17 protein-coding genes are annotated in these 18,697 nt (G+C 52.9%); 4 read left to right on the plus strand and 13 right to left on the minus strand.

From position 1 onward, the window contains the following. Window positions 1-11 precede the first annotated feature (11 nt). On the plus strand, window positions 12-509 hold the full coding sequence (locus NBZ79_RS10315) for a CinA family protein (RefSeq protein ID WP_251932318.1): 498 nt from the start codon (window positions 12-14) through the stop codon (window positions 507-509). Here the strand turns inward: NBZ79_RS10315 and NBZ79_RS10320 are convergent. The 12 genes from NBZ79_RS10320 to tpiA all read right to left on the minus strand — a co-directional run bounded on the left by NBZ79_RS10320 (window position 499) and on the right by tpiA (window position 13,128). Continuing rightward, the gene (locus NBZ79_RS10320) at window positions 499-966 is read right to left on the minus strand and encodes a type II toxin-antitoxin system RatA family toxin (protein WP_251932320.1); all 468 of its coding nucleotides are present in this window, start codon (window positions 964-966) and stop codon (window positions 499-501) included. The genes NBZ79_RS10315 and NBZ79_RS10320 overlap by 11 nt on opposite strands. Before the next feature lie 32 nt (window positions 967-998). After that, a complete protein-coding gene (lipA, locus tag NBZ79_RS10325) occupies window positions 999-1,949 on the minus strand; it encodes a lipoyl synthase (RefSeq protein WP_251932321.1) in 951 nt (316 codons plus the stop codon). Between the two features lie 249 nt (window positions 1,950-2,198). Continuing rightward, window positions 2,199-3,602, minus strand: coding sequence for a dihydrolipoyl dehydrogenase (lpdA, locus tag NBZ79_RS10330; RefSeq protein ID WP_251932322.1), 1,404 nt, complete (start codon window positions 3,600-3,602; stop codon window positions 2,199-2,201). A 10-nt stretch (window positions 3,603-3,612) separates the two neighbouring features. After that, window positions 3,613-4,902, minus strand: coding sequence for a pyruvate dehydrogenase complex dihydrolipoamide acetyltransferase (locus tag NBZ79_RS10335; RefSeq protein WP_251932323.1), 1,290 nt, complete (start codon window positions 4,900-4,902; stop codon window positions 3,613-3,615). Between the two features lie 13 nt (window positions 4,903-4,915). After that, window positions 4,916-6,304 (minus strand): pyruvate dehydrogenase complex E1 component subunit beta, encoded by a 1,389-nt coding sequence (locus NBZ79_RS10340; RefSeq protein ID WP_251932325.1) that lies wholly within the window; start codon window positions 6,302-6,304, stop codon window positions 4,916-4,918. Window positions 6,305-6,337: 33 nt separating this feature from the next. After that, window positions 6,338-7,372, minus strand: a complete 1,035-nt coding sequence (pdhA, locus tag NBZ79_RS10345) for a pyruvate dehydrogenase (acetyl-transferring) E1 component subunit alpha (protein ID WP_251932327.1) — start codon at window positions 7,370-7,372, stop codon at window positions 6,338-6,340. 288 nt (window positions 7,373-7,660) lie between these two features. Then, a complete protein-coding gene (locus NBZ79_RS10350; RefSeq protein ID WP_251932328.1) occupies window positions 7,661-7,972 on the minus strand; it encodes an FtsB family cell division protein in 312 nt (103 codons plus the stop codon). Window positions 7,973-8,061: 89 nt separating this feature from the next. After that, entirely contained in the window at window positions 8,062-9,339 is a 1,278-nt protein-coding gene (gene eno / locus NBZ79_RS10355; RefSeq protein ID WP_251932330.1) for a phosphopyruvate hydratase, read from the minus strand. An 18-nt stretch (window positions 9,340-9,357) separates the two neighbouring features. Then, on the minus strand, window positions 9,358-10,191 hold the full coding sequence (gene kdsA / locus NBZ79_RS10360; protein ID WP_251932331.1) for a 3-deoxy-8-phosphooctulonate synthase: 834 nt from the start codon (window positions 10,189-10,191) through the stop codon (window positions 9,358-9,360). A gap of 2 nt (window positions 10,192-10,193) precedes the next feature. After that, entirely contained in the window at window positions 10,194-11,825 is a 1,632-nt protein-coding gene (locus NBZ79_RS10365; protein WP_251932333.1) for a CTP synthase, read from the minus strand. 88 nt (window positions 11,826-11,913) lie between these two features. Beyond that, window positions 11,914-12,267, minus strand: coding sequence for a preprotein translocase subunit SecG (gene secG, locus NBZ79_RS10370; protein WP_251932334.1), 354 nt, complete (start codon window positions 12,265-12,267; stop codon window positions 11,914-11,916). A 102-nt stretch (window positions 12,268-12,369) separates the two neighbouring features. After that, entirely contained in the window at window positions 12,370-13,128 is a 759-nt protein-coding gene (gene tpiA, locus NBZ79_RS10375; RefSeq protein WP_251932335.1) for a triose-phosphate isomerase, read from the minus strand. A gap of 197 nt (window positions 13,129-13,325) precedes the next feature. Here tpiA and NBZ79_RS10380 point away from each other — a divergent pair, with 197 nt between their 5' ends. Then, window positions 13,326-15,212, plus strand: coding sequence for a SurA N-terminal domain-containing protein (locus NBZ79_RS10380; protein ID WP_251932337.1), 1,887 nt, complete (start codon window positions 13,326-13,328; stop codon window positions 15,210-15,212). A 2-nt stretch (window positions 15,213-15,214) separates the two neighbouring features. Continuing rightward, window positions 15,215-16,732 carry an anthranilate synthase component I gene (gene trpE / locus NBZ79_RS10385; RefSeq protein ID WP_251932339.1) on the plus strand — a complete coding sequence of 506 codons (1,518 nt, stop codon included), beginning with the start codon at window positions 15,215-15,217 and terminating at the stop codon, window positions 16,730-16,732. A 3-nt stretch (window positions 16,733-16,735) separates the two neighbouring features. Here the strand turns inward: trpE and NBZ79_RS10390 are convergent, their stop codons facing one another. Beyond that, window positions 16,736-17,878 (minus strand): divergent polysaccharide deacetylase family protein, encoded by a 1,143-nt coding sequence (locus NBZ79_RS10390; protein ID WP_251932340.1) that lies wholly within the window; start codon window positions 17,876-17,878, stop codon window positions 16,736-16,738. A gap of 220 nt (window positions 17,879-18,098) precedes the next feature. Here NBZ79_RS10390 and NBZ79_RS10395 point away from each other — a divergent pair, with 220 nt between their 5' ends. After that, on the plus strand, window positions 18,099-18,692 hold the full coding sequence (locus NBZ79_RS10395; protein ID WP_251932341.1) for an anthranilate synthase component II: 594 nt from the start codon (window positions 18,099-18,101) through the stop codon (window positions 18,690-18,692). Window positions 18,693-18,697: the final 5 nt, after the last annotated feature.

Below are 18,697 nucleotides of genomic sequence, written 5' to 3' on the forward strand. Positions count from 1 at the left end.
AATTCTGATTAATGAGCGTTTTTAATAGAGAAATCGTATCACTATCCACAAAGGTCCTGGAAAACTGCCGCAACCACAAATGGCTGCTGGCGACGGCCGAATCCTGTACTGGCGGATTGATCGGTGGTGCCCTGACGGAGATTGCCGGATCCAGCGATGTGTTCGACCGCGGATTTATCACCTATACCAACAAGGCAAAACACAAGGTCATCGGAGTCGAAATCGATATCTTACGCGCCCATGGTGCCGTATCTGAAGAAGTGGCGCGGGCCATGGCGGCGGGTGCGCTTAAAACCGCCGCCGTGCAAATCGCCGTTGCGGTTACCGGCATTGCCGGCCCGGGGGGCGGATCGGACGAAAAACCGGTGGGCCGGGTGCATCTGGCAGCGACCAATATTGACGGCAAGACCGTCCACCGGAAAATGGATTATGGGGATATCGGACGATCAGAAGTGCGTATGGCGACGGTGATGACAGCCCTTGAAATGCTTGACGAGATCAGTTCGTAACCGACTGGTTTTCGGAGCTTTCGGGCATATCATATAAATCCTGCGCCCGTTTTTCAAAGGCGGAAATCATCCGCGTCACCGCCTCATTGAACAGCATGCCAATGGTTTTTTGCAGCAACATCGAGCGAAATTCAAAATCGACGAAAAAGGTAATCCGGCAGCCGTCCGGATGATCATGAAATCCCCAGTGATTGTTCAAATAGCGAAACGGACCATCCAGATATTCCACGTCAATGACATGGTTTCCCTCATCCAGCGTCACCTTGGAGGTAAATTTTTCGCGGAACAGCTTGAAGCCGATGACCAGATCCGCATAGACCACATTCTCCTTGCGCTCATTGATCCGCGCCCCAACGCACCAGGGGAGGAATTCAGGATATAAATCGATGGCCGCCACCAGATCAAATAGCTGTTTCGGTGTATAGGGAAGAACCCGTTCATCTGAATGTGTCGGCATACGCTCTACTTTACCTGTACTCTAGCACGGCTTTACCCCCGGCCGGCGATTTTGTCTCTAGCGATTTTCAATTTCGCGAAATCCTCCCCCGCATGATGGCTTGACCGCGTCAAGGGAGATGCCGAGACCATGAGAAACCCTTTAGCATAAGCTTGCTTTTCCAGTACAGAAAATTCGTCAGGCGTAACAAAGCGGTCAATGGCATGATGCTTGACCGTCGGCTGCAGATACTGGCCGATGGTGATAAAATCGATATCGGCCATGCGCATGTCATCCATCACCTGCAGGACCTCGTCTTTTTCCTCCCCCAGCCCGACCATCAGGCCCGATTTGGTAAAAATGGTCGGGTCCAGTTCCTTCACCCGATCGAGAAGCCGCAATGAATGGTAATAGCGCGCGCCGGGGCGCACGGTCGTATAGAGTTTGGGCACGGTTTCCAGATTGTGATTGAACACATCCGGTTTCGCCGCCACAACAATTTCCAACGCGCCGGGTTTTTTAAGAAAATCCGGGGTCAGTATCTCGATGGTCGTCGCGGGCGCCGCTTCGCGGATGGCGGTGATCACATCGGCGAAATGCTGCGCCCCGCCATCGGCCAGATCGTCCCGATCAACCGAGGTTATGACAATATGGTTGAGGCCCATGGTCTTGACGGCCGTCGCCACATTGGTCGGTTCAAACGGATCGAGGGCATTGGGCTTGCCGGTGGAGACATTGCAAAAGGCACAGGCCCGGGTACAAATCTCCCCCATGATCATCATGGTCGCATGTTTTTTCGACCAGCATTCACCGATATTCGGGCACGCCGCCTCCTCGCAAACCGTGGTCAGGTTGAGCCCGCGCATCAGCTCCCGCGTCTCGTTATACGTCTTGGAGACCGGCGCCTTGACGCGGATCCAGGCCGGTTTACGCTGAATGGGATTGTCCGGCCGATTGGCTTTTTCCGGATGGCGAACACGTTCCAGCGGTGTAATCTCTGTCATAATCTCTCTGCCATTCTCTCCATGAAGCGATTCCCCGCTCCTAGTACATAAATACGGCGACCACGATAAGCCCAAAAAACGCGACTAATACCGTCGCTATAAGCCAGTTAGGGATCTTATCGATAAAACCAAACCAATTATACTTTTTCTCCAGATAAATAAAGATCCAGAGACCCACCAAATTCACGGCCAGCAAGCCGTACATTTCCAACATATCAGTTTTTCAACTTTGTCATAAAGTCCAAATGTCTAGAAATGGATTGCCTTTCCATACGCGTCAAGGACTGATTCATGCATCATTTCCGAGAGGGTTGGATGCGGAAAGACTGTGTGCATCAGGTCAATCTCGGTGGTTTCCAGTGTTTTGGCGATGCCGTAGCCCTGAATAAGCTCGGTCACTTCCGTGCCGATCATATGGGCACCGAGCATTTCGCCGGTTTTTGCATCAAAGATGGTCTTGATCATGCCCTCGGGCTCGCCAAGGGCGACGGCCTTGCCATTGCCGATAAAGGGAAACCGCCCGACTTTCAGCTCATAGCCCGCCTCTTTCGCCGCCTCTTCCGTCAGGCCAACGGAGGCCACTTGCGGATGGCAATAGGTACAGCCCGGAATATTCTTGGTATTGAGCGGATGCACGTCTTTTTCACCGGCGATCTTCTCCACACAAATCACCCCTTCATGAGAGGCCTTATGGGCGAGCCAGGGCGGACCTGTCAAATCGCCGATGGCATACACACCAGGCTCTGCGGTGCGCGAATATTCATCCACCTCAACATGGGTGCGGTCGACCTTGATTTTCGTGCCTTCCAGACCGATATCTTCCACATTGCCGACAATCCCCACCGCCAGAATAACCCGGTCAAAGCTGTCGGAGGACGTCTTCCCCTTCTTGTCGGTAAAGGTTGCCGTGACGTTGCTGGCTAATTTCTTCAGCTCCGACACCGTGGTGCCTTTATGAATTTTCATACCGAGCTTTTTAAAGGCTTTCTCGGCCATGGCGGAAATTTCAGCATCTTCAACGGGTAGAACCCTGTCCATCACCTCAACCACTGTAACGTCAGCGCCTAACGCATTGAAGAAGCTGGCAAATTCGATACCAATGGCACCGGAACCGACGACCAGCAATTTCTTCGGCATCACATCGGGAACAAGCGCTTCCTTGTAAGTCCAGATCAGCTTTCCGTCCGGTTCCAGCCCCGGCAGCACCCGAGCCCGGGCACCGGTTGCCAGAATGATATGCTTGGCCGTGACAGTGGAGGTAACCTTTCCGTCCTTGGAAATCTCCAGCTTTCCGGCACCGGTCAGCTTGCCATGCCCATCAATGGTCGTGACCTTGTTTTTCTTCAGCAGATGCTGCACACCGCCCGAAAGCTGTGCGGCGACCTGACGGGAGCGCTTGACGACTTTTTCAAGATCAACGGAGACACCTTCCACCTTGATCCCGAAAGAATCCGCATGATTGATCAAGTCCAGCACGTCGGCTGTCCTCAACAGGGCTTTTGTCGGAATACAGCCCCAATTCAGGCAGATCCCCCCGAAATGTTCGCGCTCGACAACCGCCGCTTTCAGTCCCAGTTGTGCTGCGCGGATGGCGGCTACATAGCCGCCGGGACCAGTGCCGACGACCACAACATCAAAATCTGTATCGCTCATATCCCGCCCCTTACAGCATCATGGTCAAAGGTTCCTGAATGAAGCCCTTGAAATATTTAAGAAGTTCTGCGCCCATGGCCCCGTCTATCACCCGGTGATCACAGGACAGGGTCACGCTCATCATGGTCGCAACGGCCAGAGCGCCGTCCTTGACAACGGGTCGTTGTTCACCGGCACCGATCGCCAGAATGGCCGCTTGCGGTGGGTTGATCACGGCGGAGAATTCCTTGATCCCGAACATGCCCAGATTGGAGATGGAGAAACAGCCCCCCTGATATTCTTCAGGCATCAGTTTCCCGGCCTTGGCCTTCCCGGCTAATTCCTTCATCTCATTGGAGATACTGGCCAGGCCCTTCTGGTCCGCGTTGCGAATAACCGGGGTAATCAAACCGCCCTCAATGGCGACGGCCACGGAAATATCAAAATCCTTATATTGCAGGATCTTGTCCCCGCCCCAGCTGGCATTGGCTTCGGGCAGTTTCTTGAGAGCCAGTCCGGATGCCCGGATGATGAAATCATTGACCGAGATTTTATAGTCATCGGACCGGCCATTGAGCTCTTTACGCAGGGCCATCAGGTTGTCCATCTCGCATTCCACCGTCAGATAGAAATGCGGAATGGTCTGCTTGGCTTCCGAGAGCCGGCGGGCAATGGTCTTGCGCATGCTGGTCAGCGGAATTTCCTCATAATTGCCGTCAGCCGGTGGTGTGATCGCCGCCGGAGCGGCCGTCGCAACCGGCGCGGCCGCGGCCGGAGCGGCTGCTTGCGCCCCGCCGGAGGCAATGGCCTGTTCCACATCCGCCTTGACGATCCGGCCTCTGGGACCAGTGCCGGCAATGGCGCTGATATCCAGACCGGCATTTCCAGCAATGCGCCGGGCCAGCGGGCTGGCGAATATTCGGGTGCCATCGCTAGCCGCTGTGGCGACAGGCGTAGCAGATGCTGTAGGAGCTGTAGCTGCGGGAGCCGCTGCTGGCGCTTCTTCTGCTGCGGGCGTTTCTGCGGCCGCGGCCGGTGCTGATCCCGCGTTGAATCCATCGAGAGCCGAGGCATCCTCGCCATCTTCAAGCATGACGGCAATCGGCGTATTGACGGCAACATTTTCGGTGCCCCCGGCGACAAGAATTTTGGCCAGGGTCCCTTCGTCAATTGCTTCCACTTCCATGGTAGCTTTGTCGGTCTCGATTTCCGCCAGCACGTCGCCGGAAGAAATGCTATCGCCTTCTTTAGCCTGCCAGTTGGCCAAAGTACCTTCGGTCATGGTTGGCGAGAGGGCTGGCATCGTAATGGTAATTGGCATGGTCGCCCCCTTGTTAAGTGCGGTAACAGACTGATTTAGCGGCGCTGATCACATCATCGGCATGTGGCAGGGCCAGCTTTTCGAGATTAGCGGCATAGGGCATGGGCACGTTCTTGCCCGTCACCCGGATCACCGGTGCATCCAGATAATCGAAGGCCTGCTCCATGATCTGGGCCGAAATCTCGGCGCCCACACCGCTTTGCGACCAGCCTTCCTCCACTGTTATGCAACGATTGGTCTTGCGGACAGAGGCCAGAACCGTTTCCATATCCATGGGCCGGATGGTCCGCAGGTCAATCACCTCGGCGCTGATCCCGTCCTCGGCCAGGGCAGTTGCCGCGGCATTGGCATATTCCATCCCCATCCCGAAGGAGACGATGCTCACATCCTCGCCAACACGATCGATTTTTGCCTTGCCGATGGGCAGGACGAAATCATCGAGGACCGGCACCTCAAAGCTTTGACCGTAGAGCAACTCGTTTTCCAGGAAAATTACCGGGTTGGGATTTCGGATGGCCGCTTTAAGCAAACCTTTGGCATCGGCGGCGGAATGCGGTGCAATAACAATCAGGCCCGGCACATGGGAATACCAGGACGCATAACATTGCGAATGCTGCGCCCCCACCCGGGAGGCAGCGCCGTTGGGCCCGCGAAACACGATCGGGCTTTCCATCTGGCCGCCGGACATATAACGGGTTTTCGCGGCGGAATTGACGATCTGGTCAATGGCCTGCATGGCGAAGTTAAAGGTCATGAACTCGACGATGGGACGCAGGCCATGATAGGCCGCGCCCACACCGATCCCGGCAAAGCCATGCTCGGTAATGGGGGTATCAATCACCCGCCGGGCGCCAAATTCATCCAGCAGCCCTTGCGTGACCTTATACGCGCCCTGATATTCCGCCACTTCCTCTCCCATGACGAAAACCCGCTCGTCCAGGCGCATTTCCTCGGCCATGGCATCACGGAGGGCTTCACGGACCGTGGTTGACACCATCTCGGTGCCCGCCGGGATCTCCCCGCTGGCGTCATAGGCATCATGGGTTTGTGTGGTTGTCGCAACGGGTGCCGCCGGTGCCGCGGCGGCGGGGACATCATTGAGGGGCGCAGGCGCGGCAACGGGCGCAGCGGCCATGGCGTCCATGCTGGCCGCATCCTCACCATCTTCAAGCAACACCGCGATGGGGGTATTGACGGCGACATTATCCGTATCCCCGGCAATCAGGATCTTGCCGATTTTCCCTTCATCGACGGCTTCCACTTCCATGGTGGCCTTGTCTGTTTCAATTTCAGCAAGCACATCGCCGGAGCTGACATCGTCGCCTTCTTTTACCATCCACCGGGCCAGTTTGCCTTCGGTCATGGTCGGCGAGAGGGCCGGCATTAAAATTTCTGTTGGCATTGTTTATCGTCCTTTTAAACCTGTCGCGCGGCGTTACGCCACAACATCCGTATAAAGCTCTTCGGGTTGCGGTTCCGGGCTGTTCTGCGCAAATTCCACGGCGCTGGCGACAATCGCTTTCACCTCCCGGTCGATTTCCTTCAACTCATCTTCGGTGTTGATCTTGTCGGAGATGATTTTCTGGCGGATTTGCTCAATGGGGTCATGTTCCGCGCGCTTCTTGTTGACCTCTTCCTTGGACCGGTATTTGGCCGGGTCAGACATGGAATGGCCGCGATATCGATAGGTTTTCATCTCCAGGATAAACGGACCCTTGCCGGATCTTACCCATTCCACCGCTTTGCGTCCGGCTTCGGCGACGGCCAGCACATCCATGCCGTCCACCTGCTCGCCTGGAACATTAAAGCTTTCACCGCGGCGATATAGCTGCGTCTGGGCCGATGATCGCTTGACCGAGGTGCCCATGGCATATTCGTTATTCTCGATAACATAGACCACCGGCAAGCCCCAAAGCTCCGCCATATTGAAGCTTTCATAGACCTGGCCCTGGTTGGCCGTGCCGTCGCCCATATAACAGAGCGTGACGTCGTTGGTGCCCTGGTATTTCTGGCTGAACGCCAGCCCGGTTCCCAAGGGGACGCAGGCGCCGACAATCCCGTGGCCGCCATAAAAGTTGGCGTCCTTGCTGAACATATGCATGGAACCGCCCTTGCCTTTGGAATAGCCGCCTTCCCGCCCGGTCAGTTCCGCCATAACGCCCTTGGCGTCCATGCCCGACGCCAGCATATGGCCGTGATCCCGGTAAGAGGTAATGACCGCATCATTTTCGGTGATCGCCGATTTCATGCCGACAACAACCGCTTCCTGACCGATATATAAATGACAGAAGCCACCGATCAGCCCCATGCCATAAAGCTGCCCGGCCTTTTCTTCAAAGCGCCGGATCAGAAGCATGTCGCGGTAAAATTTAAGGATGGAGTCCGCGGCAAACTTGGGCGCTGATTTTCGCGTCGTTTTCTTTGCTGCGGTTGTCGATTTTTTGGATGTCTTTGCGGCTTGTCGTGCCATATCACCTCCCGTTGATTAACGCAACCGGAACCCTGTATCGGATCACCGCCGCGTGTCTGACTAACTGGAATGTGGCGGATCAGGTGTTAATAAACAAGAAATATCACGATAATTAACTGAATTACGGTTAATTACGTTAATTATCGGTTTTGCTGTCGGAAATTCATACGCAAGTAACAAGCCTGCAGCACCGACATAAATGCCATCTGTTTATTGCATATTACGTAATATTCGACATTCAGGAGAGGCGGTAAACGACATAAACCGAAAGAAACAGGGTTTATTCTTCTATTTGCGGTAAATGACAATTTCGTCCGGATGCGCCAGCCCCAGAACATCCCGGCTGCGTTCTTCGAGCATATCCGTATCCAGATTCTCCGGCCGGAGAAGCGAAACACGTTTTTGCAACGCCTGCTTTTCATCTTCCGTAACCAGGTAGACCGCCTCCGCCTTATCGATTTTATGCTGAAGCTTGAGATAGGCGAACAGCCCCCGATCCCCCTCGATCAGATGGTAACTGAAATAGGCCACCGCGAGGATCCCCAAAATAGGCCCCGCCCCGGCCTTCGCCCGCTTGCGTATTTCTATACCAATACTCATTTTACCAGTGAATCAAATCCTACGGCTCAGGTCAACGTAAATATTGGAAAAACAACATTAACGCTGCTTCTTCAATCACATCCGTCAATCTACCCTCGCAAAATCCCCCGCCCTGCATATTCAGCCGCATCGCCAAGCTCTTGCTCGATGCGGATCAGCTGGTTGTATTTTGCCAGGCGGTCAGAGCGGGACAAGCTGCCGGTTTTGATCTGGCCGCAATTGGTGGCGACGGCGAGATCGGCGATGGTGGCATCTTCAGTTTCGCCGCTGCGATGGGACATCACGGCCGTGTAACTTGCTTTATGGGCCATTTCGACGGCTTCCATGGTTTCCGTCAGGGAGCCGATCTGGTTGACCTTGACCAGGATGGAATTGGCGACGCCCTGCTCGATCCCATCTTTCAAGCGAACCGGGTTGGTGACGAACAAATCGTCGCCGACCAGCTGGACTTTATCACCGATTTTATCCGTCAGCAGCTTCCAGCCCGCCCAGTCATCCTCGCTCATGCCATCTTCAATGGAAATGATCGGATAGTCACCGACAAGCGCCGCGTAGTAATCGACCATCTCGCCGGGTTCCAGAACCTTGTTCTCCCCTTTAAGATGATATTTCCCGTCGGCGAAAAACTCGGTGGAAGCGGAATCAAGCGCCAGAAAAATTTCCTCGCCGGGTTTATAGCCGGCGACCTCGATTGATTTCATAACAAAATCCAGGGCATCACGGGTGCTGGCGATATTCGGCGCGAAACCGCCCTCGTCCCCCACATTGGTATTATGGCCAGCGTTGCTGAGCTGTTGTTTCAATGTCTGGAAGACTTCCGATCCCATACGAACCGCATCGCTCAGGCTATCCGCCGAGACCGGCATGATCATGAATTCCTGCACATCGATGGGGTTATCCGCATGCTCGCCGCCATTGATGATGTTCATCATGGGAACCGGCAGTGTACGCGCGGACGCGCCGCCAACATACCGATAGAGCGGTAAGCCGCAATCTTCAGCGGAGGCCTTGGCAATGGCCATGCTGATCCCCAGAATGGCGTTGGCGCCGAGCCGGCCTTTATTGGCGGTGCCATCAAGCTCGATCATCGCCCGGTCCAGGGCAATCTGGTTATCCGCATCCCGTCCGGAAAGAACGTCAAAGATCTCTCCATTGACACTTTCAATTGCTTTCAGGACGCCCTTGCCCCCATAGCGGCTTTTATCACCGTCCCGCAGTTCCACCGCTTCATGCGCACCGGTTGAGGCTCCGGACGGCACGGCAGCGCGTCCGAAGGCGCCTGATTCCAGAAGAACATCCACTTCAACCGTCGGGTTGCCCCGGCTATCAAGAATTTCACGGCCGATAATATCAACAATTGCACTCATGGGATTAGGTCCTATTTCTCAAAGGTTTTTGGCAAGGGTATCGAATTTCTGAAGGGTACGTAACAAACTTTCCATTTCGTCGATTGGCACCATGTTGGGGCCATCGGATGGTGCATTATCCGGATCCTGATGGGTTTCCATAAACACCATGGAGACACCGACACTGACCGCGGCGCGGGCCAGCACTGGCACAAATTCTCTCTGGCCGCCGGAAGTGGCACCCTGCCCGCCCGGCTGTTGCACGGAATGGGTTGCATCGAAGACAATGGGACATCCCGTTTGCTCTGCCATGATCGGCAGTCCGCGCAAATCGGAGACAAGGGTATTATAGCCGAAGCTGGTACCGCGATCGGTCAGAAGAACTTTATTATTGCCGCTTTCCACAATTTTATTGGCAACATTTTTCATGTCCCAAGGCGCCAGGAACTGGCCTTTTTTGACATTTATCACTTTCCCGGTTTTTGCCGCTGCAACCAGAAGATCCGTCTGCCGACACAAAAACGCGGGTATCTGCAAAACATCGACGGCATCGCCCAAGGCGGCGCAATGCTCTGCCACATGAACATCTGTAAGCACAGGGATGCCAAACTCGCTTCGAATGCGCTCAAACACCGGAATTGCCGCCTCCAGTCCCAGACCGCGTTCCGTGGCGATGGATGTTCTGTTGGCCTTATCGAAAGAGGTTTTATAAACGAGGCCGATTCCCAGTTTTTGGGACATCTCGAAAAGCCGGCCCGCCATGTCCATAGCATGTACCATGCTTTCCATTTGGCAGGGTCCCGCGATAATGGCGAGGGGCAAGTCATTTCCGACTTTGAGATTGCCGATTTGAACGTGACGATTTTCAGTCATATCTATACCAATCGTGATTTATTCAGCGCAGCCTCGATAAAACTGCTGAACAAGGGATGTGGATCAAACGGCTTGGATTTTAATTCCGGATGAAATTGCACGCCAATAAACCAGGGATGATCAACAAGCTCCACGATTTCAGGCAGGTCGCCATGGGGCGATAATCCGGAGAATTTATAGCCCACCTTCTCCAGCACATCCCGGTAGGCGATATTTACCTCAAACCGATGCCGATGACGCTCCTGGATATGGTCCTGTCCGTAAATTTCGCGGACCTGCGTTCCTTCAAGCAAATCGCAAGGATATGCTCCCAATCGCATTGTTCCGCCCAGATCGCCATCTTCGGACCGGGTTTCCGTTTTATTGCCACGGGTCCATTCCGTCATCAGGCCGACGACATTGGGATCATACGATCCAAATTCGGAAGTACCGGCATTGGGCATGTTCGCCAGGTTGCGGCAGCCTTCAATAACAGCCATCTGCATGCCATAACAAATTCCAAAATACGGAATGTTATGTTCACGGGCATATTGAGCCGCCTTGATTTTGCCTTCCGCCCCGCGTTCGCCAAAACCGCCGGGAACCAAAATGGCATGAATGGAGTCAAACTTACTGGCAGGGGTAATTTCCTCATCGTCAAAAATCGAGGATTCCAGCCACTTGATATTGACCTTCACCCGATTGGCAATACCCCCGTGAACCAGGGATTCAGTCAGCGATTTATAGGCGTCCTGCAGCTCGATATATTTACCAACGACGGCAATATTCACTTCCCCTTCCGGATGGACAACCCGGTCCATGATATCTTCCCATTTGGATAAATCCGGGTCCGGGGCATCCTCAATGTGGAACGCTTTCAGAACTTCAACATCAAAGCCTTCTTTATGATAGCTCAACGGCACTTCATAGATACTGCGAACATCAAGCGCCTGGATCACCGCTTCCTCCGGCACATTACAGAACAAGCCGATTTTCCGGCGCTGTCCCGGAGGAATGGGCTGCTCACTCCGGCAAAGCAGAATGTTCGGCTGGATACCGATAGACCTGAGTTCCTTGACGGAATGCTGTGTTGGCTTGGTTTTCAACTCACCGGCTGCGGCAATGTAGGGCACCAGCGTCAAATGCACAAAAATCGCATTATCGCGCAATTCGTAGCCGAGTTGCCGGATAGCTTCCAAAAAGGGAAGGCTTTCAATATCACCGACAGTTCCGCCAATCTCCACAAGGACAAAATCCTCATCTTCCAGATCTGCTGTCGCAAATTCCTTGATGGCATTTGTAATATGCGGAATAACCTGAACCGTCCCGCCCAGATAATCCCCCCGCCGTTCTTTACGAATAACGGTTTGATAAATACGCCCTGTCGTGACGTTATCACTCTGTTTGGAGGGAACGCCGGTGAAGCGTTCATAGTGACCGAGATCCAAATCTGTCTCGGCGCCATCGTCGGTAACATAGCACTCCCCATGCTCATATGGGTTCATCGTGCCAGGATCGACGTTAATATAGGGGTCCAGTTTCCGAAGTCGAACTTTATAGCCACGCGCCTGCAACAGGGAAGCTAATGCTGCCCCGGCAAGACCCTTGCCAAGAGAGGAAACCACACCACCGGTAATGAAAATAAACCGTGTCATGGAGTTACGTTATAACCAATTAAATCAGAGCCGTGAAGTAAAAGAGGCGGCAAATCTGCCGCCTCGTGATTTTTTTTTGATCTGCTCGTTATTCCGAGATCGGAGCCGAAGGCTCCGCCGGCGTTGCAGGCACGGCTGGCGCCGTCTCAGTGGTAGCTGGAGCGGTTGATCCCGCTGGTGCCGGCACTGTTAAAGGAGAATCCAAAATAGAAGCTGGCGCCGTATGGGCTCCGCTCACAATGGCCAGCAAAATACTGGTGACCATAAAAGCACCCGCCAAACCAGCCGTGGTCCGGGTCAACAGATTCGCCGCCCCCCGACTACTCATGGCGCCGCCACCGCCGCCGATACCGAGTGCGCCGCCTTCTGAGCGTTGCAACAGTACGACTGCAATCAAGAATATGGCGATTAAAACATGAATCACCAAAAGAACAGTTTGCATTTTACATTCAATCCCGGACATCAGGCGACCAAGGCCGCCACAAGAGAATTACGATTGCTGGGCTTCTACACCAAAGTTAATCAGATTACCAGTCACAAGTTTTCATATACAGACGTTAACAATCGGCCAGAAATCTTCTGCCGTTAAACTCGCACCACCGACCAATGCTCCGTCGACATTTTCCACAGCCATCAATTCACCGGCATTGCTTCCCTTAACGGATCCGCCATACAGCAGCCGAACGCGGTTTGCGTCATTCATCAATTCGTTCAGCTCAGTACGTATATGGGCATGAACAGTCTGGACATCCAGTACCGTTGGCGTTTTTCCTGTCCCGATCGCCCAGACAGGCTCGTACGCAATGACTGTATTGGCAGCAGTCGCGCCGCTGGGCAGGGAATTTCTAACCTGATCTGAAATAACGTCCAGGGTTGTGCCCGCCTCACGCTCGGACAGTGTTTCGCCAACGCATACAATGGCAATCAATCCTTCGCGAAGCACGGCTTCCGCTTTGGATTTCACGTCAGCATTTGTTTCACCATGATCCGTACGACGTTCGGAATGGCCAACAATACAGTAATGCGCACCGGAATCCTTTAACATCGTCGCGCTGATATCCCCGGTATGTGCACCCTTTTCATTTGCATGGCAATCCTGACCACCAACGGCAACGGGACTATCCATGGCAGCTTTCGCCAGATCACGCAGTAACGTTGCTGGCGGGCAAATCAAAACATCGCATGCCGGATCGGAAATTTTGCTGGCGCGAGCCGCCAAATCCTTGATTTGCAGAAGCGATTCATCTGCCAAACCATTCATTTTCCAGTTTCCAGCAATAAGGGGACGTCTTGTTTCCGGCATATTCTTCCTCAAATCTTCATTGAAATTTGTCTATTTGTCCTAAATTAGGATCGTATGCCACTTTTTACGCCAGAAAGATACTGCTTTGCGAAATTCAATGTTGCTCCGGCCTCAGTGCCCTCTATAATCAGCCCGCTGCGACGCGTAGCCCAAGAAAACAGTAATTTTGTTCATAACAATATTTGGTAACCGATAATATGCTTCATGCAATGCGTAAAGGAGCCAGCGGATGGCTCGCAAAAGGTTTGTTACTTCTTCTTGTCGCCAGTTTTGGTGTCTGGGGAATTGGCGGTGACATGCTTTCAAGCTCTGTCGGTAGCAATGTAATTGAGGTTGGTGATAAAACTGTTTCCATTGGGGAGTTTCAGCGGGATTATCAACGCAATCTGAATATCCTGTCGCAGCGCTTTCAGACACAGCTAACGGCAGAGCAGGCCCGGCAATTCGGCCTGGCGCAAATGACAGTTAATCAAATCGCCTCCCGCGCCCTCATTGAAGAGAAAACCAAGAGCATGGGTCTGAGCGCCGATGACACTGCTATTCGCGAAATGATCCGTTCTCAGCCGACCTTTCAAAACGAGTTCAATCAGTTTGACCGATTCCGGTTCGAACAGTTCCTTCGCCAGAACGGTTATAGCGAAGGGGAATATGTGGAAATCGTGCGCCATGACATCGCGGGTCAGCAGCTGATTAATTCCATGGCCATTCCTGCCGCCGCGACCCCTAAAATTCTGGTCGACACGCTCTATGCCTATCAGGCAGAAAAACGGTCTGCCAATTATGTCGAAATTCTCGATAGCACCATTGAATTCGCCGCAATCCCCTCCGATGATGAATTAAAGGAATATATCGCCAATAACCCCGAGCGGTTTTCGGCGCCTGAATACCGCAAACTGAGCTATATCACTTTGACACCGGAAAATTTCACGGAAGAAGGTGACATCAGTGATGCCGATCTGACCGAGGAATATGAAGGCCGGATCAGTGAATTCAATGTGCCGGAACAACGCGGCGTTTCACAGATGATCTTCGAAAATGAAGACCAGGCCAAAGCGGCGCTTGCGAAAATTGGCGGCGGTACGACTTTCGCTGAAATCGCCCTTTCCGACCTTCAACTAACTCCGGAAGATATTGATCTGGGTTTGATGACGCAGCAGGATTTACTCCCGGAACTCCAGGGGCCGGTTTTTGATTTACAGAAAGATGGCATTTCTGCGCCTGTCAAAACGGTTTTGGGATGGCACCTGGTTCAGGTGACAGAAGTATCCCCGGAAACCATAAAAACCAAAGAGCAGGTCCGGGAACAGCTGAAAAAGGACATTCAGTTACGTAAAGCCTTCGATGTTATGTATCAAGAAGCGACCAAATTGGAAGACGAGTTTGCGGGCGGCGCAACCCTTGCAGAAGCTGGCAAGACAATCGGGATTAATGTTGTCACAACGGACTGGATTGATAGTCAGGGACTAGATAAACAGGGTCAGCCGGTCGCAGGACTTCCAGGTGGTGAGGCATTTCTGGTCGAAGCATTTGCGAAACCCACGGACAGCGAAGCTGAGCTTTCAGACAGCCGGCCTGCGGGTTATTATTCTGTACTCGTTGATGAAATTGCCGAAGCGGCTGTTAAGCCTTTGGCGGATGTAAAGACAGCGGCCACGAAAGATTGGCAGAATAACTGGCGCAATGAACAGGCCAGGAAAAAAGCCGATGACTTGCTCGTCAAGATCAATGGGGGTGCAACGCTTGCGCAAATTGCCAGCCAGGAGAAAGTTTCCGTTAAGTCTACCGCTCCCGTCCTGAGAACCGGACAATCTTCGGAACTGGCACCCTCCGTTCAAGCCGGATTATTTGACCTGCAGCCTGCGGCATATGGTGTTGGCGCCAATGCGTCCGGAAACGGGTATGTCATTTACGGTATAGCGGATATCATTCCTGCCGACGCTGCCGCGGATAAGGACGCGGCTGAACAGATGGCAACGCAAGTTGGGTCCAGCATTCGGGCAAGCATCTTGACGCAATATGAAAATTATCTGCAACAAGAGATTGGTATTTCCGTCAAAGAAGACTTGATCCGGGAATATTTCTAGGCATGTCTATTCAGCCCTCCTTCGCGGAGTTTAAAGAGACCCATAGTCAAGGGGGGTCGCAAATTCTCTGGACAACCTTGGTTGCCGACCTGGAAACCCCTGTCTCAGCCATGATGAAGCTGGCGGAAGGTCAGCCGAACTCCTTTTTGCTTGAATCTGTCGAGGGCGGCGCTGTTCGGGGCCGTTACTCGATTATTGGCTTGAAGCCGGATTTGATCTGGCGCTGTGACGGCACAGAGGCGCGCATTAACCGGACCGCCCGGTTCGACCCGGACGCGTTTGTTTCCTGTGGAACATCCGTTTTGGACAGCCTTCAGGCGCTGATTGATGAAAGCCATATTGACCTGCCGGAAAACCTGCCGCCCATGGCCGCTGGCCTGGTCGGCTATATGTCCTATGACACGGTTCGGCTGATGGAAAATATCCCGGACGGGAATGAGAATGAGCTCGGTGTTCCCGATGGCATGTTTATCCGGCCGACGGTCATGGCTATCTTCGATTCTATCCTCGACCTGGTCACAATCGTTACGCCGGTTTGGGCCAATGATGATCGATCCGCGCAAAATGCCTATAATCAGGCCGCAGAACGGCTTTCCGACGCTGTGCATGATTTCGAGCGTAGCTTGCCCCATACGGCGACATTGGACAGCGGCACCCTTGATTTACCTGAGCCCACATCAAATACCTCAAAGGATGAGTATTTCGATATGGTTGAAAAGGCCAAAGAGTATATCCGTGCCGGCGATATCTTCCAGGTTGTCCCTTCGCAGCGTTTCGAATTACCGTTTAACCTGACATCCCTCTCTCTGTATCGAGCCCTTCGGCGGACCAATCCATCACCGTTCATGTTCTACTTGAATTTTGGCGCGTTTTCAGTTGTCGGTTCCAGCCCAGAAATACTGGTTCGACTGCGCGACGGTAAAGTCACGATCCGCCCCATTGCCGGGACACGGCCACGGGGCGCGACTGCCGCGGAAGATACGGCACTTGCAGAAGATTTGTTGTCGGACCCCAAAGAGCTGGCGGAGCACCTGATGCTGTTGGATCTCGGACGGAATGACGTTGGCCGGGTTGCCAGGATCGGCACTGTAACCGTGACGGAAAAAATGGAAATCGAGAATTATTCCCATGTCATGCATATTGTCTCAAATGTTGAGGGGGATATCGCGGATGGATTAACCGCCATCGACGCCTTGAAAGCAGGTTTTCCCGCAGGAACAGTTTCAGGTGCCCCAAAAGTACGGGCGATGGAAATTATTGACGAGCTGGAAAAAAGCCGTCGCGGAATATATGGCGGTGCTGTCGGTTATATTTCGGCAAATGGATCCATGGATACCTGTATTGCGTTGCGCACGGCGGTTGTGAAGGACAATAAAGTCTATATTCAAGCTGGCGGCGGCGTGGTCGCCGACAGTGATCCGGAAGCTGAGTATCAGGAGACGGTTAACAAGGCCAAGGCCCTGGTTCGTGCAGCGCAGGAAGCCGTTCGTTACGCGTCAGATACAAGTCGAAACCGCTAGACGTTATCCGTTGAAGGTCAGTGAGGTAATGGCACTTACCGGAAGAAAGATAAACCCTTTATCAGCCGCCGCAGGAAGCCATTTTCTCAAAGCTGATATTGTTTGCTTGTGAGGATGCCCGATGGCAATTGCAACGCCTTTCTGATTGGCAATTTTCTCTACTTTAGCAAGTTGCTTCAGAATTGCGCCCTCCTCGATAACATTATCAATGAATATGTCACGTTTCGCCGAAGGCATTCCCCGTTGAACCGCCAACTTGTACCCGGTGGATCGCGGTGTTGTTTTACTATCCAGGAAAAGCAAGCGGCGCTTTGCCATGATATCCATAACGATAGCCATCAGTCTGCCATCAGCAGTAAACCGGCTGCCCATGTGATTATTGACGCCGACATAGCCTTCAAAACTGTCCAGATTCTTGTGGGTCCGGCGGCGTATTTCTTCATCGGACAGCCCGACAAGCAGGGCATTCGGTCCCGGGTCCGTATGATCGTCCGAGGGCTGCATGGGCAAATGCAGCATCACCTCATGACCCCGTAGCCGTGCCATTTCCACCTTGCTTTGCACGGCAGGGGCATATGGCAGGTAGGCAAGCGTAAGCACTTCCGGCAAATCAACCAGAGCCTGGACGCGATCCCGGCTCAAACCGACATCATCGATAATCAGGGCAATTATGGGTCGGCCATTGGAAGGTGGTGCAAGAACCGCATATTTCTTCCAGGGTGGCTGGTCATTGCTTTCGGCACTTTCACCAGCTAATTTTGCTGCCGCGCCGGGCTTATCAGCCGAAAGATTATCAATCTGCCCGGGACTCAATGCGGCCAGTTGTTTTTCTTTGGCATCGGGAAGCGGATAATCATTATTGGTATAAGGGCTTTCAAACGGATAGTCGTTCGATGAAAACGGGCTTTCCGTGGTAATCTCGTCGGTTTCGGCGGGGCCGAAAAAGGCGCTTACAGAAGAAATTTCATAGCTGACTTCATAATGGGTCAGGATTTTTCCGAGTAGAATTCCGCCACTGCCGCTTATCACCAACACCGCCAGGCACAGGATAATTAGGCGTGGCGGGGAATCGAGTAATCGGTCGGATGAATATTTTTGTCGATCCGCGGACTTTCTATTTCCCGATTCCCGGGATTGTTTCTGCACCCTAAATTCCCCCTGACGTCATTATCCGATATCACAATCAGAGACGCTATAACACTATGGTTAACAAGATATAAAGACTGAGGTTTAATTATGGCAAGCACTCATTTCACGACTTGACCATATCGTAAAATAATAGAAACTGCTAAGATGGATATCCGGCTTTGAGTTGACAGACAATTCTTTAAGCCCAGCAAGCGATAAAACCGTATAAGATATTGATATGATTACACTAATAGATAATTACGATAGTTTTACCTATAACCTCGTGCATTTCCTTGGAGAATTGGGAGCGGACGTCAAGGTATATCGGAATAATGTCGTCACAGTCGAAGAAGTTATGGCCGAAGAACCATCGGGCATTGTTCTCTCCCCGGGACCTTGCGATCCTGATCGAGCCGGAATTTGCCTTGACCTGGTCAAAAGAGCAGCCGTTGAGAATATTCCGGTGCTTGGCGTCTGTCTTGGGCATCAGACAATCGGGCAGGTATTTGGCGGCAAGGTCGTTCGCGCAGATCAGTTGATGCATGGCAAGACCTCCCGGATAAAACACTCAGGTACAAGTGTTTTCACGGGGTTACCGGATGATTTTATTGCAACGAGATATCACTCGCTGACAATCGATCCCTCAACAATTCCAAATACCCTTGAAATTACCGCCACGACCTCTGATGGTGTCATAATGGGATTAAGCCATAAGGACCTGCCCCTTCATGGGGTGCAATTCCACCCGGAGAGCATAGCCTCTGAACATGGTCATGCGCTCCTGCAGAATTTTTTAAACCTGACAAAGCCTGACGCGAAGGCTGCTGCATGACCGAC

The sequence above is a fragment of the Sneathiella marina genome (genome assembly GCF_023746535.1).
GTDB classification, from domain to species: Bacteria; Pseudomonadota; Alphaproteobacteria; order Sneathiellales; family Sneathiellaceae; genus Sneathiella; species Sneathiella marina.